This window comes from Acetobacter fabarum, from assembly GCF_022483405.1.
GTDB classification, from domain to species: domain Bacteria; phylum Pseudomonadota; class Alphaproteobacteria; order Acetobacterales; family Acetobacteraceae; genus Acetobacter; species Acetobacter fabarum.
In genome coordinates this window covers 1235096-1255340 of record NZ_JAKVNI010000001.1, presented here as the reverse complement: position 1 = coordinate 1255340, position 20245 = coordinate 1235096, and the positions used below count along the sequence as shown (strand labels likewise).

The 20245-nt window shown below is 61.1% G+C and carries 19 protein-coding genes; 5 read left to right on the top strand and 14 right to left on the bottom strand.

Annotated features, from left to right (window positions below; all coding sequences use genetic code 11):
* Positions 1-182 precede the first annotated feature (182 nt).
* Both alsS and budA read right to left on the bottom strand, forming a co-directional pair.
* The gene (gene alsS / locus LKE65_RS06000) at positions 183-1871 is read right to left on the bottom strand and encodes an acetolactate synthase AlsS (RefSeq protein WP_086645802.1); all 1689 of its coding nucleotides are present in this window, start codon (positions 1869-1871) and stop codon (positions 183-185) included.
* Positions 1872-1971: 100 nt separating this feature from the next.
* On the bottom strand, positions 1972-2754 hold the full coding sequence (gene budA / locus LKE65_RS05995; protein WP_086645801.1) for an acetolactate decarboxylase: 783 nt from the start codon (positions 2752-2754) through the stop codon (positions 1972-1974).
* Between the two features lie 119 nt (positions 2755-2873).
* Here budA and LKE65_RS05990 point away from each other — a divergent pair, with 119 nt between their 5' ends.
* Positions 2874-3806: a LysR family transcriptional regulator gene (locus LKE65_RS05990; RefSeq protein ID WP_086645800.1), complete on the top strand. Its 933-nt coding sequence runs from the start codon at positions 2874-2876 to the stop codon at positions 3804-3806.
* Positions 3807-3838: 32 nt separating this feature from the next.
* Here the strand turns inward: LKE65_RS05990 and LKE65_RS05985 are convergent, their stop codons facing one another.
* Positions 3839-4300: an Lrp/AsnC family transcriptional regulator gene (locus tag LKE65_RS05985; protein ID WP_095349764.1), complete on the bottom strand. Its 462-nt coding sequence runs from the start codon at positions 4298-4300 to the stop codon at positions 3839-3841.
* Positions 4301-4684: 384 nt separating this feature from the next.
* On the opposite strand from LKE65_RS05985, the gene LKE65_RS05980 reads away from it, so the two are divergent.
* The gene (locus LKE65_RS05980) at positions 4685-6154 is read left to right on the top strand and encodes an amino acid permease (RefSeq protein ID WP_278741777.1); all 1470 of its coding nucleotides are present in this window, start codon (positions 4685-4687) and stop codon (positions 6152-6154) included.
* A 104-nt stretch (positions 6155-6258) separates the two neighbouring features.
* Here the strand turns inward: LKE65_RS05980 and LKE65_RS05975 are convergent, their stop codons facing one another.
* The 8 genes from LKE65_RS05975 to LKE65_RS05940 form a co-directional block, all read right to left on the bottom strand.
* Positions 6259-6765, bottom strand: coding sequence for an RcnB family protein (locus LKE65_RS05975; RefSeq protein WP_278740734.1), 507 nt, complete (start codon positions 6763-6765; stop codon positions 6259-6261).
* An 83-nt stretch (positions 6766-6848) separates the two neighbouring features.
* On the bottom strand, positions 6849-7307 hold the full coding sequence (locus LKE65_RS05970; RefSeq protein WP_086645796.1) for a 23S rRNA (pseudouridine(1915)-N(3))-methyltransferase RlmH: 459 nt from the start codon (positions 7305-7307) through the stop codon (positions 6849-6851).
* Positions 7308-7360: 53 nt separating this feature from the next.
* The gene (gene rsfS, locus LKE65_RS05965) at positions 7361-7783 is read right to left on the bottom strand and encodes a ribosome silencing factor (protein ID WP_086645795.1); all 423 of its coding nucleotides are present in this window, start codon (positions 7781-7783) and stop codon (positions 7361-7363) included.
* A gap of 122 nt (positions 7784-7905) precedes the next feature.
* The gene (locus tag LKE65_RS05960) at positions 7906-8625 is read right to left on the bottom strand and encodes a nicotinate-nucleotide adenylyltransferase (RefSeq protein ID WP_278740733.1); all 720 of its coding nucleotides are present in this window, start codon (positions 8623-8625) and stop codon (positions 7906-7908) included.
* 92 nt (positions 8626-8717) lie between these two features.
* A complete protein-coding gene (locus LKE65_RS05955) occupies positions 8718-10031 on the bottom strand; it encodes a glutamate-5-semialdehyde dehydrogenase (protein ID WP_408736165.1) in 1314 nt (437 codons plus the stop codon).
* Positions 10032-10125: 94 nt separating this feature from the next.
* Positions 10126-11220 (bottom strand): redox-regulated ATPase YchF, encoded by a 1095-nt coding sequence (gene ychF, locus LKE65_RS05950; RefSeq protein WP_086645794.1) that lies wholly within the window; start codon positions 11218-11220, stop codon positions 10126-10128.
* Entirely contained in the window at positions 11220-11801 is a 582-nt protein-coding gene (gene pth / locus LKE65_RS05945; protein ID WP_086645793.1) for an aminoacyl-tRNA hydrolase, read from the bottom strand. The genes ychF and pth overlap by 1 nt, the downstream gene beginning before the upstream one ends.
* Before the next feature lie 96 nt (positions 11802-11897).
* On the bottom strand, positions 11898-12503 hold the full coding sequence (locus LKE65_RS05940; RefSeq protein ID WP_086645792.1) for a 50S ribosomal protein L25/general stress protein Ctc: 606 nt from the start codon (positions 12501-12503) through the stop codon (positions 11898-11900).
* Positions 12504-12673: 170 nt separating this feature from the next.
* On the opposite strand from LKE65_RS05940, the gene LKE65_RS05935 reads away from it, so the two are divergent.
* The 3 genes from LKE65_RS05935 (at position 12674) to LKE65_RS05925 (ending at position 16631) form a co-directional block, all read left to right on the top strand.
* Positions 12674-13753 (top strand): threonine aldolase family protein, encoded by a 1080-nt coding sequence (locus LKE65_RS05935; RefSeq protein ID WP_278741775.1) that lies wholly within the window; start codon positions 12674-12676, stop codon positions 13751-13753.
* 155 nt (positions 13754-13908) lie between these two features.
* Positions 13909-15705 carry an aspartate--tRNA ligase gene (gene aspS / locus LKE65_RS05930; RefSeq protein WP_095349761.1) on the top strand — a complete coding sequence of 599 codons (1797 nt, stop codon included), beginning with the start codon at positions 13909-13911 and terminating at the stop codon, positions 15703-15705.
* 74 nt (positions 15706-15779) lie between these two features.
* On the top strand, positions 15780-16631 hold the full coding sequence (locus LKE65_RS05925; RefSeq protein WP_278740732.1) for an EipB family protein: 852 nt from the start codon (positions 15780-15782) through the stop codon (positions 16629-16631).
* A gap of 37 nt (positions 16632-16668) precedes the next feature.
* On the opposite strand, the gene LKE65_RS05920 is transcribed toward LKE65_RS05925, so the two are convergent.
* The 3 genes from LKE65_RS05920 to LKE65_RS05910 all read right to left on the bottom strand — a co-directional run bounded on the left by LKE65_RS05920 (position 16669) and on the right by LKE65_RS05910 (position 20120).
* Positions 16669-18255, bottom strand: a complete 1587-nt coding sequence (locus tag LKE65_RS05920; RefSeq protein WP_278740731.1) for a hypothetical protein — start codon at positions 18253-18255, stop codon at positions 16669-16671.
* 63 nt (positions 18256-18318) lie between these two features.
* On the bottom strand, positions 18319-18879 hold the full coding sequence (locus LKE65_RS05915; RefSeq protein WP_086645789.1) for a hypothetical protein: 561 nt from the start codon (positions 18877-18879) through the stop codon (positions 18319-18321).
* Positions 18876-20120 (bottom strand): aminopeptidase, encoded by a 1245-nt coding sequence (locus LKE65_RS05910; protein WP_194301376.1) that lies wholly within the window; start codon positions 20118-20120, stop codon positions 18876-18878. The genes LKE65_RS05915 and LKE65_RS05910 overlap by 4 nt, the downstream gene beginning before the upstream one ends.
* Positions 20121-20245: the final 125 nt, after the last annotated feature.

Below are 20245 nucleotides of genomic sequence, written 5' to 3'. Positions count from 1 at the left end.
TCTTGTTCTCTTTCATACTGCGTTGCCGCGTCATGGAAGAAAAAAGGCAGTCTGCCTGCCTCCTTTGCTCCGTCCGTCAGTGGCGCCGTGCTGTGGTGTTATAACAACATTATCGCGCTAATGAAACGGATGGAGCGGATGACAGCAATAGAACCTGTTCTGCGTCAAGCGCAGCGCTATGTTCAGGCTGCTGCCGTGGTTTCCCCCAACTGTGCCAGAGGCTGCATGAGCAGGTGGTTGTGCGAATAGTCAACCGGCACAGCAATAACCACCGGCCCTTCCACATCCATGGCCTCGCGCAGGGCCTGCCGCACGCCATCTTCCGTTGTGGCCGTAATGCCTTTTGCCCCGCAGGCTTCTGCATATTTTGCAAAATCAATCGGGCCAAAATGCACGCCGGAGCCACGGCCGTACTTCTTCTGCTCCTGAATTTCGACCATGTTGTAAGCCTGATCAATCCAGACCATATGGATCAGATTGCACTTCAGGCGCACGGCTGTTTCCAGCTCCATGCTCGACATCATGAATCCGCCATCGCCAGAAATTGAAACAACTTTTTGCGATGGGTTAACAAGGCTGGCCGCAATCCCCCACGGCAGGCCTACACCCATGGTCTGCTGGCCGTTGCTGATAAGCACCTGACGCGCCCGGAAGGAGAGCAGATAACGCGCCAGCCAGATATGGAATGTTCCCATATCCAGGCACAGGGTCATGTCCGGGGTTACAAACTGTTCCAGCTCACGCACGATCTGGAGCGGGTGCACGGCGGAGTTACTGCTGCTACGTGCCGTAAGCAGCGCAGTGCTGCGGGCTTTTTTATACCCTTCCAGCACCGCTTCCAGCTCCGGCGCGCGGGCAAGGCCACCGGCTTTGCCGCCCAGCCCTTCAAGGGTCAGGGCAATGTCACCGATCAGTTCAATGGCGGGCACAAAGGCATTGTCGAGTTCAGCCGCCACAATATCAACATTGATAATCTGGCGGGCGTCATTCACGTTCCACAGCCACGGGTCATATTCCACCGGGTTGTAGCCCACGGCCACCACCACATCGGCCTCGTGCAGAAGCTGGTCCCCGTGCTGGTTGCGGAACAGGCCGATACGCCCACCAAAGCGGTCCACCAGCTCTTCCGATACGGCACCAGCTGCCTGATACGTCCCCACAACCGGCACGCCTGTCTGTTTGACAAAAGCGCGCACGGCATCTGCCACATCCGGGCGGCTGGCGAGCATGCCCAAAAGCATGACGGGACGCCTGGCTTTTTTAAGCAGCGTTGCGGCCTCGGCCACCACATCTGCCGGAGCGCCCCCCATGCGCGGGGCCAGACGGTCAGCCAGAACCGGGGCATTGGCAGGCATGGACAGCACATCCATGGGCGTGCTGACAAATGCCGCACCCGGCCGCCCGCTTTCTGCAAAGCGGAAGGCATTGGCCATAACTTCCGAAATGGCGGTGGGGGTGGTCAGTTCCACGCTGTATTTGGTTACGGGGCGGAACAGGCTGACCGTATCCATGGTCTGGTGTGTCAGCTTAAGCCGGTCTGCCAGCTTGACCGCGCCACCAATGGCCAGAACGGGGTCCCCTTCCGAATTGGCGGTGGCCAGCCCGGTAATAAAGTTGGAAGCACCGGGGCCAGATGTTGCAATGCACACCCCGGCCTTGCCGGTAATGCGCCCGAGGCCCCCGGCAATAAAGGCGGCATTCTGCTCATGCCGGGTCACAACGGTTTCGATCGAGGAATCAACCAGCGCGTCAAACAGCCGGTCCACCTTGGCACCGGGAATACCAAACACATGGGTAATGCCATGCGCTTCCAGATTTTTGACAATAAGCTCCGCACCGCATTGTGCAGTGGTATCTGCCATTTTGGTCATTGTTGTAAAAACCCTCAGGTCAGGCGGGGTTGCGGGAGGAAAAGTCGCGCAACAACCCCGTGCAGTTCAAAAAAAACAAACAGGTCAGGCCGGTAAGGTGTCAACCACCTTCGGCAATGCGAATGGCTTCACTCAGGCTTTCGGGGTTCAGGTTGGCCTGCGCAAACTGCTTTGTGCGCGGCAACTGCACCTGAAGGTCGGAAATTGTGGCAACCTCAAGCATACCCTTAACAATTCTGTATTCGGTCACATGCCCACCGCGCTTATGGTCCTCGGACAGAAAGTGCAGGTGGTAGCCAGCAACATTCACGCCCTGCATGTAAACCGGGCTGCGGAAGCCGATCATGGTTCCGGTAACCGATTCCAAGGTAAAGGTTGGCTGCTTTTTAACCACTTCGAGCATATGCGGGTACGGCTTGCACTGGCAGAACACCGTGCGCGTATCCACCCGCTCGAACAGGCCGGTAAAGCGTACCGCACCAAACAGGTTGGGGTTGCCAAGCAGGTGGTCCACCAGCTCTTCAAAACTTTCCTTGTCCTTGGGCGTGTCGATCATCACGTTTTTTTCGGGTTCGAAATACGTCACGCAGGCAAAGGGAGTTTTGAGCGAACCGGGCACTTCTGCTGCCAGCCCTTCCGCACGGAACTGGCGCACAACGCCGTCCGTTACAATCATTTCCCCATCAAGGGAGTTAAAGGTGCCAAGGCCGAAGTTGCCGTGCTGGAGCAGTTCATCCAGCGTGGTTTCCCCGTCGTACACCGCGTCCAGCAGGGCAGCCATGGTGGAGGTCTGGTAAAGGCGGTTCACTGGTGGTTTGCCCACAACCCCGTTCCCCAACGCCGCGGACCGCAGATCTATATCCGCTACCGGCTGCTTTACCATGCTCAACACTCCTTCAAACGCTTAACGGCCCATACTCATCTGACGCAGATGTTATAACGGCTTGAAGCAGTCTTCCAATATATCTTGGCGGTGTTATCCATATCGGATATATATGGGTTATGGACATCCGACACCTGCGCTATTTTGTAACCGTGGCCGAACATGGCTCCATTACCCGCGCGGCCGAAGCGCTGGGCATGGAACAGCCCCCCCTGAGCCAGCAGATCCGCCAGCTTGAAAAAAACCTTGGCGTGGTCCTGTTCGAGCGCCTGACGCGCGGCGTCAAACTGACCGACATCGGGGCCGTGCTCCTCCCGCGCGCCAGAACCATTCTGGACCTGCAGGCCCAGTTTCTTTCCACCGCGCAAGGTCTGGCACGGGGGGAAATGGGGCATATCCGTCTGGGCCTTGCGGGGGCTGTCTCGCTTTTGCCGGTTATCCCGTTCACTATCCGCCGGTTCCGGGAAATGGCGCCCGATGTCACCATTTTTCTGGAGGAGAGCAATACGCCCTCGCTATGCACCGCGTTGCACGAACCCAGCGTGGACATAGCCATTGTGCGCCCCCCCGTGCCCGACCCCGTGCGACTTTCGGTTTTTCATCTGCTGGATGAACCCACGGTTATTGCCCTGCCGCGTGGGCACAAGCTGGCCGATACCCCCGTGATCAGTCTGGACATGGTGGCACAGGACCCGCTGATTATCTTCCCGCGGGAACTGGGGCCGGGCTTTCATGATGCCATTCTCTCAGCCTATCAGGTGGCCGGGGTAACACCCGTTATGGGGCAGCAGGCCCCGCAGATTGCGGGCACCATTCCGCTAGTGGCTGCAGGGCTTGGGGTTTCGGTTGTGCCGCGCTCACTCAGCCAGATTCATGCCGGGGGGGTCACCTTCCATACCATTAGCGAGCCTGCCCCACGGGCCACGCTGGCCGTGGCCATACGTGCGGGCCAGAACATGCCGCTGGTCACCCGCTTTGCCAGCGTGCTGCGCACGGCCTGCCGCAAATGGACAAACCGGCAGCCAGAACAGGACTTTTTTGATCTGGAATAGCAGGCGGGGCCAAAATGGCTGCGCCATCGGGGCTAAAAGGCGTATCCCCTTGCATCGGCCACGGCCCTGAGCACAAAAAACGTGCGGGTCTGGCGCACATGGGGCAGAACGCTCAGCACCTCGGCATGGAAGCGGTCAAAACCTTCCATATCCCCGACACGGATTTTTAAAAAATAGTCAAAATCCCCTGCCACAAGGTAGCAGTCCAGCACTGCTGGCTGGGCAGCCATGGCGGCCTCGAACATGGGAAAACTGTCTGCCGCACGCTCCAGCACAACCCCGACCAGCACCACCATGCCCAGCCCGACCCGGCTGGCATTGACCTTGGCCTGTACGGCGGAAATATACCCTTCATCAAACAGCCGCTGCACCCGGCGGTGGCAGGTGGCGGGGCTGACCTGCACCTTGTCCGCCAGATCGTTGTTGTGGATGCGCCCGTTATTTTGCAACAGGCGCAAAATCTGCCGGTCCGTCTTGTCCAGACAGTTTTCCATGGAACCCTGCTCTCCAATTACCCAAATATATGAAATTTTGTTATTTGTTTTTCATTAAAAGAGAAATATTCCATCATCAGAGTTCTTCTTTTTGAACAAAAACTGTCTGCCCCCTGCCTCTCACCTTTTCATAATCACTTCTGAGTGCACAAGGGCAAAAATGAGCTGCCGCGCCCTGCGCAGCCTTGGAGAAAACAATAAAATTATTTGCCGCGCAGGACGGATTTTGTTTAATTTTATATAAGTTGCAAAAGGACTTACGCACCATCCCAATTTGTTGCACAAAAGCAACGTATACAGACCCGCCAGCCCAAACCGGTTCTGCACCGGAACACCCAGCCGGCCCCGTTCCCGCCACCAGTACGGAGACAGACCACTTTGAGCATGCATGCACCGCCGCCATCCGATGCCACGCCAGGCCAGACAACGGAAGGTTACCGGCAAGGTCTGGGCAAACGACAGATCCAGATGATTTCCGTTGGGGGGGCCATCGGCACTGGTCTTTTTCTGGGTGCAGGCAGCCGGTTGCAGGCTGTGGGACCATCCCTTGCCATTGTCTATCTGGTTTGCGGCGTGTTCTCCTTCCTCATGCTTCGCGCTCTGGGGGAGCTGGTCATGTACCGCCCCACCAGTGGTAGCTTTGTCTCCTACGCGCAGGAGTTTCTGGGGAGCCGGGCATCTTATGTTGCAGGCGCGCTCTCGTTCTTCAGCTGGGCCATGACCGGCATTGTCGATATTACGGCCGTTGCACTTTACATGCATTTCTGGGGTGTTTTTGCCGTTGTGCCCCAATGGGTCATGGCGCTTATGGCGCTGGTGGTCATTACCTGCATGAACCTGATTGGCGTCAAATGGTTTGGGGAGATGGAGTTCTGGTTCTCCATCATCAAGATTGCCGCCCTGCTGGCTTTTCTGGTTGTGGGCACGGCCATTCTGGGCCTGCGTGTACCCGTGGACGGGCATAGCACCGGCATACAGCTTATTACCGAACATGGCGGGCTGTTCCCGCACGGCATGCTCCCTGCCCTTGTGCTTATTCAGGGCGTTGTGTTCGCCTATTACGGCATAGAGATGATTGGCACCGCCGCAGGGGAATGCAAAAACGCGCGCGAAGTGCTGCCCTCGGCCATTAACAACGTGATCTGGCGGATCATGATCTTTTATGTCGGCACGGTTACCTTGCTGGTTCTGCTGCTGCCCTGGTCAGCCTATCAGGCCGGGGTTAGCCCGTTTGTGACCTTCTTTTCCCGCCTTGGGGTGCCGGGGGTGGATTCGCTCATGAACATAGTAGTGCTGACCGCCGCCCTGTCCAGCCTGAACTCGGGCCTGTATTCCACCGGGCGGGTCCTGCGCGCGCTGGCCCTCAATGGCACGGCTCCACGCTACCTTGCCCATATGAACAAACAGGCCGTACCAGCAGCCGCCATTTTAACAACTGTAGCCATTTATCTGGTGGGGGTGGGGCTGAACTACCTCCTGCCTTCCCAGATTTTTGAGATTGTTCTCAACATGGCTTCTATCGGCATTGTCAGCACATGGTGCTTTATTGTGCTCTGCCAGATCAAACTGCGGCAAGCCATTCGGGCAGGTCGTATTGCCCCCACGGGTTTTGCCATGCCCGGCGCACCCGTTACCGCGTGGCTGACCATTGCCTTTTTTATCAGCATTCTGGGGCTGATGCTGTTTGACTACCCAACAGGCACCTATTCCATTATGGCCATTCCGGCCCTTGCCGCCCTGCTGTTTGTGGGCTGGAAGGCCGCAAGCCACACGCCCCTTAACGTTGTGCCCCAGACCATACCTTCGGCTGAATTAACCGATGATGCCGATTTTACCCCACCCCGTGCGGAGTAAACACCGGCACGCTCTTCCCTGCGGCATATGGCCCGCAGGGAGCACGGAATACAAAAAAGGGGAGCCGGTCTGGCTCCCCTTTTTTACTGGACCACGCAGCCCACCTAGTAACCCGGCGGGGGTGGGTAAGGTACGGGGGCCGGCACCACCGGGTATGCCGGGTAAGGTGTCACCACCGGGTAGGGCGTTGCCGGATAAACACTGCCCGCAATGACATTGGAAATAATGCCCGTTGCCACTGCCGCCAGTAAAAAGCTGCCGCCGTAGCTGATCCAGCGATAACCCGGTGGGGGGGCATACAGGCCACGGTAACCGCGCCAGTTATCTACAAAAATACCGCCGCCATCATACCGGTCTCCCCGCCGCCATGAGCCGCCATGCGGGCCACCGCGTGGGCCTGCACCCCAGCCTGGGCCGCCACCCGGCCCACCCCGAAAACCACCACCATGGCCACCACCAGGCCCTCTGCCCGGGCCACCCGGTCCACCAGGTCCGCCATGGCCACCACCGCCCGGCCCACCTGGGCCGCGCTGGGCATAAGCCGCAAGCGGTGCTGCGGCAACAAGCAGCCCCATAAGAAGCGCCATTGAACGTTTTGCTTTGAAGATCATGCTGAATCTCCTTCCTTCCACCCCATTGAGCCTACCATGATGTGGCGGAAGTTTGTCGAGATCATAGCCGTTTGGCGTTGGGTTTAATCCGGCCTGCCCGCCCGGTGGTACGGGTGGCCCGCAGCAATGGCCTGCGCGCGGTAAACCTGCTCGACCAGCATAATCCGTACCAGCATATGCGGCCATGTGAGCGTGCCAAAAGACAGGGTGGCATCTGCGCGTTGCAGAACGGAACTATCCAGTCCTTCTGCCCCGCCAATAACAAAGCAGGGCGTGCGCCCCGCGTCCTGCCATGCGGCAAGGCTGGTGGCAAAGGCAACACTGCTATACGTGCGCCCACCTTCATCCAGCGCCACAACATGGCTGTGTGCGGGGCAGGCGGCCAGAATAGCCTGTGCCTCACGCCGTTTGATCTCATCGGGGCTGCCGCGCCCGTCCGGCAGTTCCACAATATCCAGCGCCGGACGCAGGCGCTTGAGATACCGCTCCACCAGCGCACGCTCGGACTTGTCCTTCATGCGCCCTACCGCCACAAGCCTCATACCCGGCACCTGTGGCGGCAGAATCGTATGCCCTGTAAACCAGACATCAGCACTTACAGACGAGTCACGCCGTCTTCGTTGCTTTCATCCAGTTCCGCACCCCACATTTTTTCCAGCCCATAGAGCGCACGCGCTTCGGGCTTGAACAGGTGGACCACAATATCGCCCGTATCCAGCAGAACCCAGTCGGACCCATTAGCCCCTTCAACCAGCACGCGCTTGATACCAATATCACGCAGCTTGCGTTCAATATGCTGGGCCATGGCGGCAATCTGGCGGTCGGCCAGACCGGTTGCGATCACCATTTTATCGGCAAAGGAGGCACGGCCGGCAAGGTTGATCACAACCAGATCTTCCGCCTTGTCATCCTCCAGACTGGCGGTGATCAGCGCAAGGGACTGTTCGAGCAGATCGGGGGCAATGGCCTCACGCTTGGTGCGGGTTTTTGGCCCTGCTGCGGCTGCTTTTTTGCGCACAGAGCCGGGGGCTGCCGCCGCTTTGGGGACTGCGGCTGCACGGGTGGAGGCCGCACGGCCCCCGCGAGCGGTGGCCGTGGACGTGCGGGTGCGTGCGGGCGTCTCGGCGGGTGGCTTGGTGGTTATGACCGTTCTCCTGAAAACTGACTACTCTTTGGGGTGATGGGCTGATCCGTAGTGGCGTCAAACCCGCCCCGCTGACGAATGGCTGTTGCAGATATACTGTTTTGTGCCCCCGGAAGGAAAGCCCAAGCTGGGGGAGAAAGTGTGGCAAGCCGTGCTGCCTGCCGTGCAGGCACACGCCAGCGCGCCAGATACTGCGCCGCCAACCCGCCCAAAGCCCGCACATTCTGCCCCGGACGGGGGAAAACTGCCACAGGTACCTGCCGCACCAGCTGGTGCCAGTGCTTCCAGCGCGGCAATGTTACCAGACCATCCGCCCCCATCAGCCATACAAACCGAACATGGGGGAAGCGGGCCTTGAGCCGGGCAAGCGTGTCCACCGTATAACGGGTGCCGAGTCGGGCCTCCAGATCGGTGGCCACAATCCTGCGCCCATCCGCCAGTTGGCGCGCAGTAGCCAGACGGGTGGTAAAAGAGGCCATCTCCCGCCCGGCCTTGAGCGGATTACCCGGAGAGACCATAAGCCAGACCTGATCCAGCCCTAGCTCCAGCATGGCCCGCCGGGCTATGGCCTGATGCCATCTGTGCGCAGGGTTGAATGACCCACCCAGAAGTCCCACGCGGCTGTGGCGGTTATCCCCCCATGTGGGAATCCGGCACCCTGCGGGCTGCACTCCCCTGCCCGTTATGGCCGCCGTATCTACTTTTGTAACTGGCATATACCGTTGTGGCCCATGCAGGCCGCGCGCACTGCCCACCCCAAGTATGCGGGGGGCGGTGTGCGCCACTGGCCTGTTATGGGCCTGCGCGCTCAGGTACGGACCTGACCGCTACCAAGCACCTCGTAGCGGAAGGTTGTCAGCTGTTCCACGCCAACTGGCCCACGGGCATGGAAGCGGCCTGTGGCAATGCCAATTTCCGCCCCGAACCCGAACTCCCCACCATCACAGAACTGGGTGGAGGCATTCCACATGACAACCGCGCTGCTCACACCGTTCATGAACCGCGCAGCAACGGCTTCGTCCGCCGTAACAATGGCTTCGGTGTGGGATGAGCCAAAGCGGGCAATATGGTCGAGTGCCTCGTCCACACCATCCACTACGGCTACGTTCAGCACGGCATCCAGCCATTCGGTGGCAAAGTCTTTTTCGGTACCCGCAGGCAGGTCGGGCATGATCTGCCTTGCGGCTGCATCCGCCTTGAACGTGCAGCCCTGTTCAGCCAGGTCAGCCACGATCTGGGGCAGCAGGACCGAAGCAATGGCTGCGTCTATCAGCAGGGTTTCGGTTGCGCCGCAAATGCCCACACGGCGCATTTTGGCGTTCAGCACAATCCGGCGGGCCATGGCATGGTCGGCTGCGGAATGAACATAGGTGTGGCACAGCCCTTCCGCATGCGCCAGCACAGGCACACGGGCCTCACGCTGCACGCGCTCCACCAGCGAGCGGCCACCACGTGGAATAATCAGGTCCACAAGGCCAGCAGCGGTCAGCATGTCCGCCACGTGTTTGCGATCAGCATCCGGGGCGATCAGCACGGCATCTTCCGGCAGGCCCGCATTGCGCAGGCCGGTCTGCATGGCGGCATGAATGGCGCGCGCGCTATGCAGGCTTTCCGACCCGCCACGCAGCAGCACGGCATTGCCGGACTTGATGCACAGCCCGGCCGCATCGGCCCCTACATTGGGGCGGCTTTCGTAAATAACGCCAATAACGCCAACAGCCGTTGCCACCTTGCGAATACGCAGGCCATTGGGGCGGGACCATTCCTCCAGCACCTGCCCTACGGGGTCGGGCAGGTCGGCAATGTCTTCCAGCCCACGGGCCATGGCCTCGACCCGCTCGGGGGTCAGGGTCAGCCGGTCACGGAATGCGTCCTTGGCGGTAGATGCGGCAAGGTCAAGCGCATTGGCCGCCAGAATGGCCGGAGCAGACGCCCGCAATGCGCTGGCCGCAGCCCATAGGGCCTTGTCCCGCTCGGAGGAGGAACTCTGCGCCAGCGTGCGCGCGGCCAGTCTGGCCCTGTGTGCCAGATCGTGCATGGAACATGGCGATGGCACACCCTGTGCTGGTGCGCGCATATCTGCCGTGGCCACATGCTGCCGACTGTCTTCCTCCGTATTCATGCTGGCGTCCCTTATCTCCATTGTCCGGTTTTCTTTTTATCGTGTGTGGTCCGCCCACCGGGGCGGACCTGATCATGCGCTTTAGAGTGCCGTATCAGACATTAAAGCGGAAGAGCAGAATGTCGCCGTCCTTCACAACGTAGTCACGGCCTTCAATCCGCAGGCGTCCTGCTTCCTTGGCACCTGCTTCCCCATTATATCGAACATAATCGTCAAATGCGATGGTTTCGCAGGCAATAAAGCCACGTTCAAAATCATTGTGAATAACGGCAGCAGCCTGCGGGGCCTTGGTGCCGACCGTAATGGTCCATGCACGTGCCTCCTTGGGGCCTACGGTAAAGTAGGTGCTCAGGCCCAGCAGTTTGTACCCTGCGGCAATCACACGGTCCAGACCGCTATCGCTCAGGCCCAGCCCTTCCAGGAACTCACGGCGTTCCTCGTTTTCGAGCTGGCTCACCTCAGCTTCGATCGCGGCGGAAACAATAACAACCGCTGCCCCTTCGGCTTCTGCCTTGGCCTTCACCTTTTCGGAGAACGCATTGCCGGTGGAGGCCGAGTCTTCATCCACGTTGCACACATACAGCACGGGCTTGCTGGTCATGAGCTGCAGGCGGCGGACAGTCTCCTCCTCCCCGGCGGGAATGGCGGTGCGCGCAGGGCGGCCATCACGCAGGGCGGCAAGAATGGGCTGCATGATCTCGATCTGGGCCACGGCTTCGCTGTCGCGGTTGCGGGCGCGTTTTTCCAGCGCGGGCAGGCGTTTTTCCAGCGAATCCAGATCAGCCAGCATCAGCTCGGTTTCAATGATCTCCGCATCCCGGACGGGGTCCACGCCCCCTTCCACATGGGTAATATCATCATCCTCAAAGCAGCGCAGGACGTGGATAATGGCGTCCACCTCACGGATATTGGCTAGGAACTGGTTGCCCAGCCCTTCCCCCTTGGAGGCACCGCGCACAAGGCCCGCAATATCCACAAACTCAAGGCTTGTGGGCACTTCACGCTGGGATTTGCCAATAGCCACCAGCTTGTCCAGCCGTGGGTCCGGCACCGCAACGCGGCCCACATTGGGCTCGATCGTGCAGAACGGGTAGTTGGCGGCCTGCGCCGTGGCCGTGGCCGTAAGCGCGTTGAACAGGGTGGACTTGCCCACATTGGGCAGACCAACAATACCGCAGTTAAAACCCATCAGCCCTTGCTCCCTTGTGGCAGTGCAACCTTGGTCATAAACCGGTCGGCATGCCCATCCGCCAGCAGGGGGGCGGCATCGGCCATGCTGGCGAGCATGGGGTCGAGCCAGTCCTGCTGGTCTGTTTGTGTAAAATTACCCAGCACCCAGCCATGCACCCGTTCCTTGGCGCCGGGGTGGCCTATGCCAATACGAACACGCCAGTAATCGGGCGTGCCCAGCATCTTGTCTGTCGAGCGCAGGCCGTTGTGGCCCGCTGCGCCGCCGCCACGCTTGATGCGCAGCCTGCCCGGTTCCAGATCCAGCTCATCATGGAAAAGCGTTATCTGCTCGGGGGCTATTTTGTAAAAGGCCGCAGCTTCCTGCACACTCTCGCCCGAGCGGTTCATGTAGGTCATGGGCAGCAGTGCAAGCACCTTGTGGCCGCCTATGCGCCCCTCGGCTACCTCACCCTTGAAGCGGTTGCGCCATGGCGTAAAGCCGTATCTGGCGGCAATGGCCTCGACCGCCATAAAGCCAACATTGTGCCGGTGCCGGCGCATGGAGGACTCGGGGTTACCCAGTCCGACCCAGAGCAGCATTGCGGATTCTGCCTTGTGTTTATGAACAGAAAGGGGGGCACATGCGCCTGCACGTGCCCCCGCGTTCCATAAGCTTCAGATTGCCTGAACTCCCGATTAGGAAGCGTCAGCACCTTCTGCCGGAGTGGTGTCAACCAGCGGTGCGGCAATGGAGGCAACCACAAAGTTGGCTTCGTGGGAAACAGGCGTTGCACCTGCCGTGCCCTGCACATCGTCCCAACGCACGTTGTCGTTGATGTCGAGCTTGGTCAGGTCAACAGTAAAGAACTCGGGGATGTTCTCTGCTGCCACTTCCACGTCAACCGTGTGACGCACGATGTTGAGCATGCCACCACGCTTGATACCGGGGCACTTGTCTTCACCCACAAAGTGCACGGCCACTTCAACATGCACGCGCGAGCCAGCGGCCAGACGCAGGAAGTCGATGTGAACGGGCGAATCCTTGACCGGGTGGAGCTGCACGTCACGCACCAGAGCGCGTTCGTTCTTGCCGCCTTCGATCTGGATGTCATACACGCGTGAGCGCCAGCCAGAGGTCTGGATTGCCTTGACAACCAGACGCGGGTCGAGCGCGATCAGCGTGGATTCCTGCTTGCCACCGTACACAACGCCGGGCACCAGGCCTTCACGCCTCGTCGCACGCGCTGCCCCCTTACCAGCCTTCGCGCGCGCAGAAGCTTGGATTGTTGTAATTTTGGACACCTTGACTTCTCCTGAAAAACTTGAGCACGCAGGCCTCCAGGGGTGCCTGCGCGGTGGCTGCGGCCTTACAGCAAAACCCCGCCACAGGCAAGGTCCGGCTTGGCTTGTGGCACCTTTATCCCGCCCTGTGCCCCATCTGGCACACCCCAACCCCGGCCGGAGCCTCCGCCATGAACCCGCCTTTTCAGCCCGTCCCCCACCAGCCTGCCGCCCCCACACCCACGCAGCAATTTGGTAGTGACCATGATACGGGCCTGTGCCCTCAGGCGCTGGAAGCCATAAACCGCGCAGCCTCCGCCAGTGCCCCACCTTATGGGGATGACGCATGGACCCGCCTTGGGGCCAAGGCCGTGGCGGACCTGTTTGCCGCCCCGCAGGCCCGCGTGTTTTTTGTGTTCAGCGGTGCGGCGGCCAATGCGCTGGTGCTGGCAACACTCTGCCCGCCCTATTGCAGCATTATTGCTTCCGAAATCGCCCACGCGGACACATCCGAGCGGGGGGCGACGGAATTTTTCTCCGGTGGGGCAAAGCTGGTCACCCCTCCCACGCAGGATGGCAAGCTGACCCCCGCCGCCATTACGCAGGCCATGCGCCGCGCACGTGGCCCCGGAGCCTCCACCCCGGCGGTCGTGAGCATAAGCCAGCCGACCGAGAACGGCCTGCTCTACTCGCTGGACGAAATACGCGCCATTGCCAATGCCTGCCACGACAACGGGTTACGCCTGCACATGGATGGCGCACGCTTTGCCAACGCCGTGGCCGCGCTGGAATGCACCCCCGCCGCCATGACATGGCAATCCGGCGTGGATGCGCTCAGCTTTGGTGGTGCCCGCAATGGCATGGCCATGGGGGATGCGGTGGTGTTTTTTACCCCCCAGCTGGCTCAGGGCTTTGCCGAGCGCGCCATGCAGGCCGGGCAGATGGCTGCCAGAATGCGGCTCCTGTCCGCCCCGTGGCGGGGCATGCTCCAGTCCGGCGCATGGCTGGCCAATGCCCGCCATGCCAATGCCAGCGCGCAGGCTCTGGCACAGGCCATAACGGCGCTGGATGGAGTGGAACTGGCATGGCCCGTGCAGAGCAATGCCGTGTTTGCGCTCATGCCCGAGCATGTAGCCAACACCCTGCGCGCGCAGGGGTGGCGATTCCATACCCTGTTCGGGAGTGTTTACCGCTTTGTCTGTGCATGGGACACGCGCGCAGACTCCATTACCGCCCTTGCCGCGGACCTGCGCCGCAGCACACAGGGCTGAATAACGCGTAAAATGCCCCACAAGCGCTAAAACAGGCAGGCTAAGCCTGCACCAGCCTTGACATAACGCCCCTGCCCCTGCTTCCTCCACCCCAATTCTCTATGGCAAAACACGTGCCCGCCCGCAGGCCGGGCCACAATTTGTGGGACAAGACCATGCACCCTTACCGTACCCATAGCTGCTCGGCCCTTCGCGCAAGCGATGCTGGCACCACCGCGCGCCTGTCCGGCTGGGTGCATAGCAAGCGCGACCATGGCGGCCTGCTGTTTATTGACCTGCGGGACGAAACGGGCATGACCCAGATTGTCATCCCCGCCGGGTCGGATGTCATGGCAACAGCCGAACACATCCGGGTGGAAAGCGTGATTACCGTAACCGGTGAAGTGGTCCTGCGCGAGGAAGGCACGCGCAACCCCGACCTTGCCACGGGTGATATTGAAGTGCGCGCAAAAGACTTTGTCGTGCAGTCCCACGCCGCCGTGCTGCCCCTGCAGGTAGCCGGGCAGGAACATTATTCGGACGAGCTGCGCCTGCGCTACCGCTACATCGACCTGCGGCGTGAAAAAGTGCACGCCAACATCCGCCTGCGCTGCGCCGTTATTGCCAGCATGCGCAAGCGCATGACGGACCTGAACTTTGTAGAACTGCAAACTCCTATCCTGACCGCCTCCTCTCCCGAAGGGGCGCGCGACTTTCTGGTGCCCTCACGCAACCACCCCGGCAAGTTCTACGCGCTGCCGCAGGCACCGCAGCAGTTCAAGCAGCTGGCCATGGTGGCGGGGTTTGACCGCTACTTCCAGATTGCTCCGTGCTTCCGTGATGAAGCCTCCCGCGCGGACCGCTCCCCCGGTGAGTTCTACCAGCTTGACTTTGAAATGGCCTTTGCCACGCAGGACGAAATTTTTGCGGTGATGGAAGAGGTCATGAGCGGGCTGTTTACCGAATTCGGTAATGGCCGCACGGTCAGCACCGCGCCGTTCGAGCGTATTCCCTACGCCCGCGCCATGAAGGTTTATGGTTCCGACAAACCCGACCTGCGCAACCCGCTGCTGATTACGGACGTCACGGAAGACTTTGCAGGCTCCGGCTTTGGCCTGTTTGCCCGCATTGCCGCCGATGGTGGTGAAATCCGCGCCATTCCCGCCCCCGGCGCGGGGGACAAGCCCCGCTCGTTCTTTGACAAGCTCAATGCCTGGGCGCGTGAGAACGGGGCTGGTGGTCTGGGCTACATCACCTTCAACGCCGAAGGTGGGCAGGGCCCGATTGCCAAGAACCTTGAGGCCGACCGGGCAGAGGCCATTCGCGCCAAACTGGGGCTTAAGGCGGGCGATGCCGTGTTCTTTGCCGCAGGCAAGGGGCATGAGGTAGCCAAGTTCTCCGGCCTTGTGCGCACCCGCATTGCCGAAGAACTGGACCTGATCGAAAAGAACGCCTTCCGCTTCTGCTGGATCACGGACTTCCCCATGTACGAGCTAAATGAGGAAACGGGGCTGGTGGACTTCTCCCACAACCCGTTCTCCATGCCGCAGGGCGGGCTGGAAGCCCTGAACACCAAGGATCCGCTGGATATTCTGGCCTACCAGTACGACATTGTATGCAACGGGATCGAACTCTCCTCCGGTGCGGTGCGTAACCACCTGCCCGACGTGATGGTGCGGGCGTTTGAAATTGCAGGCTACCCCGAAAGCGAGGTGGAAGCCCGCTTTGGCGGCATGCTCAACGCTTTCCGCTACGGAGCACCCCCGCATGGTGGTTCCGCCCCCGGCGTGGACCGCATTGTGATGCTGCTGGCCGATGAACCGAACATCCGCGAGGTTATTCTGTTCCCGCTCAACCAGCAGGGCGAAGACCTGATGATGGGGGCCCCCGCCCCCGTAGCCCCTGAGCGCATGAAGGAACTTTCCCTCGCACTCAACCTGCCCAAGCCCAAACCAACGGTTAAAAAAGACTGATAACCGTTTTTTGAGACCACAAACATTCATCCGGCTGGTTGCATGACCACGCCGGATGTTTTTTTGTAGGGGGTATGACCATACGCCCCCCGCGCCACCAGACCACCCTGCTGGCAGCTCTTGCCCCAGCCTGCCTTACCCTTGCCCTGCTGTGCCCGGCTGCACGCGCGGCGGCCCCTACATCCCCCCTTGTGTCACAACAGGCGGTGTATGATCTGGGGCTGGTGGAATCTGCGGGCGGGCAAACGCTCTCTGCTACCGGGCGCATGAGCTACTCCGTGCTCAAGACCTGCCTTGGCTGGTCCTCCCACCAGAGGCTGGACATACAGAGTGTCACCCGCAAGCAGGGCGAGGAACACCTGCTCTCCGACTATGCGGCGCAGGAAAGTCTGGATGGCCGCCACCTGACCTTTAAAAGCCAGGAAACACGCAACGGCAAACTGCTGCGCGTTGTAAGCGGGGAGGCAAGTCTTGCCCCCGATGGGTCCGGGGTTGTGCAGTATCGCCAGCCGCTGGCCAAAACGCTGCGCCTGCCCGTGGGCACCCTGTTCCCCGTAACCCATACGGCCCGTATTTTAAGTGCCGCCCGGCAAGGTGAAAAAGACCTGACCCCCCCCCTGTTCGACGGCACCCTGCCTGATGGGCCGGAAGATACCTATGTGACCCTGCTCACATGGTCGCCCCCTCCGGCTGGCAACACGCCGTACCAACCCTTGCAGAAACTGGCCTCCGGGCACGTGCATATCGCCTTTTACGACCGCAACGCCCACACCATGATGCCTGAATACGAAATGGGCATGCGCTATTTTGCCAATGGCGTGTCTGACCAGCTGCATCTGGATTTTGGCGATTTTAAAATGCAGGGCACGCTCAGCACGCTCGACCTGCCCGCCACACCCACCTGCACGCAGGATACCGCACCGTAAGCGCCCGCACAGCGGGGGCGCACGCGGCGGGGTGAGCCTATGCCTCCACCGCGTCGCCCATGAACAGCAGGTTCTGGAAATCCATTTTCTGGTTGGGGCTTTTTCTGCGCCACTTCTTTTTATCTGCCCGCCGCCACACACGCGGCACAAACGGGTAGGCCCGAGGCAGGCAGCCGGACAGAAGTGCCGCCCAGCTCATGATCAGGATCGGGGTCAGGCTGGTGCTGGCCAAAGCCCCCATATAGGGGGAATCTGCCATAAGGTTCTGGGACAAAGCCATGATGGAGGACACATCCAGTGCCTCATCCATCCACTGCTCACGGCTGCGGCCTGCAAAACCCCACCCCGCCAGTGCGGCGGCCACGGCTTCGGCCTCCTGCTTGCGGGTTAACTGGAGCGCGTGGTCCAGCAAGGGGGTCTGCACCGCTGCCAGATACGCAGCATTTTTGCGCAAAGCCGCCCGCAACCCCGCCACACCCGGCTGGGCGGTCTGTTCGGTATCTGCCAGCTGCCCCATATCCTCCACCTCCTCCGCCAGAGCAGCGCGGACAAGCCGCCCGCGCTGGGAGGGGCTGAGCGCGGGCATAAGGGCTGCGGCAACCAGCGGGTTAAGCAGGGCCTGAGGAATATCGAGCGTGTTGTCTACCGTCTCCAGCATCTGGAGCAGGGCGGTGGCGGCGGCTTTTTGCTCATCCGTCGCATTGGTGTTTGTCAGCACGGCAGAAAGTGCTCTGAACAGGTCTGGGAGCAGGGCGCTGCTAAGGGCGTTGGTCAAACTCCCCCCCACTCCTGCGGAGGATGCGGGCATGAGTGCGGCCACAGTCCCGGCCTCCACGTCCTGCGGGAGCTGCACAATACCGCCGGGCAGCACAATTTCCTCCTCCTGAGCGCCTGCCATACCTTGCAGGGCGCTGGCCAGCCTGCCATCCTGCGCGGTGTTGCCAACCAGCCCGTACAGCCCTGCCGTGGTCACAACCGCCCCACCCAGCGCGCCCGGTGCTTCCGGCTGCGCCCCAAGGGACTGGAGCAGGGGCAAGGCCGCGGCAATTCCACCCGCAAGCGCATTGCCTCCCCCACCAGCGGACTGGCCCGCCATGGCTGTGGCCAACTGCACAAGCCTGCTGGCCATGGCTTTGTGGTCTGCTGTGGCGGCAGGGTCATTCAGCACCGTATTTGCGGCCTGCATAAGATCCGCAACAAGGCTTGTGGTCCCGGCCCCTGTGGGCACACGCCCTGCCATGCTGGCGGCGGTATTCTGGCTGGTTGCTGCCGCAGTGGCCGTATTATCCGCACTGGCCGTGGGCTGTCTGGCAGAGGAGGTCCCGCCAAGCAGGGTTTTTGCCCCTTCGGATAATGTGAGCATAACCTCAGCCTGCTGGGCCTGTGCGGCAACCAGTGCCGTGCGCGCACTCTGCACCAGTGCTGTGGAAGAGGGCAAAGCCCCGGCAAGGCGGGACTGCGCGGTAGCCTGCCCGGCCCCGCCATCGGCCATGCTGGTGCTTTGCCCGGCACTTTGTACAACCTGCCCCAGCCAGTTACCCACGCCGGGCAGGCCGCCTGATCCTGTGGTTGCTGTCATGGCCTGCTCCGTAGCCTTTATGGCATGGTGGACAAAACCCGCCATGCCCCCTGCGCGGTGCATTACCCTGCCACACCGCGCAGGCTCAGGCCAACAGGATTAAGCGGCTTAGTGGACCTGCGCGCTGCTGCTGGCGGGCGCACCCTCGCGCAGAACACCCACCAGTTCCTGCAAAGCCTGCGGGTTGTTCTTGAGAATAGCCACATTGGCCGCATCGGGCACAGGCATTTGCGCGCCCCCCTGGCCGGGTGGAATATTGAGCAGGCTGCCGGTCAGCCCCACACAGGTCAGGCTCATGACAAAGCTGCGCGCATCCAGCCCGTGCGCCTTGAGAATGGCATCCAGCCCCGGCACCTGCCCCACAAGGGCAATCTGCTGATCAAGCGACATGCCCACATGCCCCGGCGGCTGTATTTTGGCAGCCTGAATAGCCCGGAGTGCGGCACTCAGCCGGGGCAGCACATCGGGGGCCAGTTTGTAGTGCAGGGCTGTATCCATGTCATGCTGCATGGTGGCGACCTGCTCGGGCGTGAGGGAGGGGGCCTGCGGCCTGCTCCCGCCAACGGGGGCAACGCTCTGGGCCTGTGCGGCCCCGGCCAGCAGCAGGGCCATAGCCCCCAGAACAGTGGATGCCTTGCGAATAAAAACCATGTTTTTCAACCTTTTCATGCTTCAATCACCCATTCGCCCTTCCGCATGAGCGGCACGCGGCCACCCTGTGCGTCCAGCCCATCCACATCAATCTCACCCGAACCGATCATCCAGTCTATGTGGATCATGCTGGTATTGGCCCCACGTGCGGCCAGTGCGGCCTCGTCCTGCCCCTGCGTGTCGCGCATGCATTTGGTGTAGGACTGGCCAAGGGCTATGTGGCTGGCGGCGTTTTCATCAAACAACGTGTTCTGGAACAGCAAGCCGCTACGCGAGATGGGGGAGGAATGGGGCACAAGCGCGACCTCGCCCAGCCTTCTGGCTCCTTCATCCGTATCCAGCACGCGCTCCAGCACATCCTGCCCACGGGTTGCGTGCATTTCCACAATACGCCCGGCCTCAAACCGGACCCTGATCCCATCAATCAGCGTACCCTGATGCGAGAGGGGCTTGGTGCTGGCCACGGTCCCTTCCACCCGCAGGCGGTGGGGGGTGGTGAACACCTCCTCGGTCGGGATGTTGGGGTTGCACACAATGCCGTTGCCTGCTTTTTCCGCACCGCCAGCCCAGTCATGCCCATCGGCCAGCCCGACAAGCAGGTCCGTGCCGGGGCCGGAAAAATGCAGGGCGTCGTAGCGCACATCGTTCAGGTAGGCTGCGCGGCGGTGCAGAATGGCGTTGTGGGCCTCCCACTGGGCTACGGGGTCATCCCCCGTAAGGCGGGAGACGGCAAAAATGGCCTGCCAGAGTTTTTCCACCGCCTGCTGTTCAGGCAGGTCCGGGAACACCTGCATGGCCCATGCCGGGGTGGCGGCCGCCACAATGCACCAGTTCACATCAAAATTGGTAATGATCTCCATGGCCGGGCGGTTAACCCGTGCCGCCGCCTTGCTGGCGCGGGAGACGTGGTCCGGGTTCTGCCCCGCCAGCAGGGCCGGGTTGGAACCGGTAATAGCCATGCGCGCAGCCCCCGCGCGAAAGCCCTCCGCCATACCGGCGGACAGCCAGCCCGATGCCGTATCAAACGTGTTTTCCGCACCATATTTGTAGCGGGCAAGCGTGGTTTCCTCATCCGAATAGAATGTGGTGACCAGCGACGCCCCAGCCTTGTATGCATGTTCCGTAATACGGCGCACCAGCGGCACGGCATGCAGGGGAGCAGTCATGATAACCTGCTGGCCCGGAGCTACATTCAGCCCCGTGCGGGCCGCAACCTCGCCCAGACGGTCAAGCTGGGCTGCAAATTCGGCCGAAGCCAGATAGCCACCATGGGCCTGCGTGTTGCGTTCTGTCACGTTTATGCCTGTCCTTTTTTGTGGCGTAACCCTTTGGTGCTTATGGGATACGTATGGAGCGCGTCCGTCAACTCCGGGTTTTTACGCCC

Excerpts from the sequence above, each read along its gene's own strand:
- LKE65_RS05975 (WP_278740734.1), bottom strand. The coding sequence starts at position 6,765 with ATGATCTTCAAAGCAAAACGTTCAATGGCGCTTCTTATGGGGCTGCTT.
- LKE65_RS05985 (WP_095349764.1), bottom strand. The coding sequence starts at position 4,300 with ATGGAAAACTGTCTGGACAAGACGGACCGGCAGATTTTGCGCCTGTTG.
- alsS (WP_086645802.1), bottom strand. The coding sequence starts at position 1,871 with ATGACCAAAATGGCAGATACCACTGCACAATGCGGTGCGGAGCTTATT.
- LKE65_RS05970 (WP_086645796.1), bottom strand. The coding sequence starts at position 7,307 with ATGAGGCTTGTGGCGGTAGGGCGCATGAAGGACAAGTCCGAGCGTGCG.
- LKE65_RS05980 (WP_278741777.1), top strand. The coding sequence starts at position 4,685 with ATGCATGCACCGCCGCCATCCGATGCCACGCCAGGCCAGACAACGGAA.
- budA (WP_086645801.1), bottom strand. The coding sequence starts at position 2,754 with ATGGTAAAGCAGCCGGTAGCGGATATAGATCTGCGGTCCGCGGCGTTG.
- LKE65_RS05935 (WP_278741775.1), top strand. The coding sequence starts at position 12,674 with ATGAACCCGCCTTTTCAGCCCGTCCCCCACCAGCCTGCCGCCCCCACA.
- LKE65_RS05960 (WP_278740733.1), bottom strand. The coding sequence starts at position 8,625 with ATGCCAGTTACAAAAGTAGATACGGCGGCCATAACGGGCAGGGGAGTG.
- LKE65_RS05915 (WP_086645789.1), bottom strand. The coding sequence starts at position 18,879 with ATGAAAAGGTTGAAAAACATGGTTTTTATTCGCAAGGCATCCACTGTT.
- LKE65_RS05925 (WP_278740732.1), top strand. The coding sequence starts at position 15,780 with ATGACCATACGCCCCCCGCGCCACCAGACCACCCTGCTGGCAGCTCTT.
- LKE65_RS05920 (WP_278740731.1), bottom strand. The coding sequence starts at position 18,255 with ATGGCGGGTTTTGTCCACCATGCCATAAAGGCTACGGAGCAGGCCATG.
- LKE65_RS05955 (WP_408736165.1), bottom strand. The coding sequence starts at position 10,031 with ATGAATACGGAGGAAGACAGTCGGCAGCATGTGGCCACGGCAGATATG.
- LKE65_RS05990 (WP_086645800.1), top strand. The coding sequence starts at position 2,874 with ATGGACATCCGACACCTGCGCTATTTTGTAACCGTGGCCGAACATGGC.
- pth (WP_086645793.1), bottom strand. The coding sequence starts at position 11,801 with ATGCTGCTCTGGGTCGGACTGGGTAACCCCGAGTCCTCCATGCGCCGG.
- ychF (WP_086645794.1), bottom strand. The coding sequence starts at position 11,220 with ATGGGTTTTAACTGCGGTATTGTTGGTCTGCCCAATGTGGGCAAGTCC.
- aspS (WP_095349761.1), top strand. The coding sequence starts at position 13,909 with ATGCACCCTTACCGTACCCATAGCTGCTCGGCCCTTCGCGCAAGCGAT.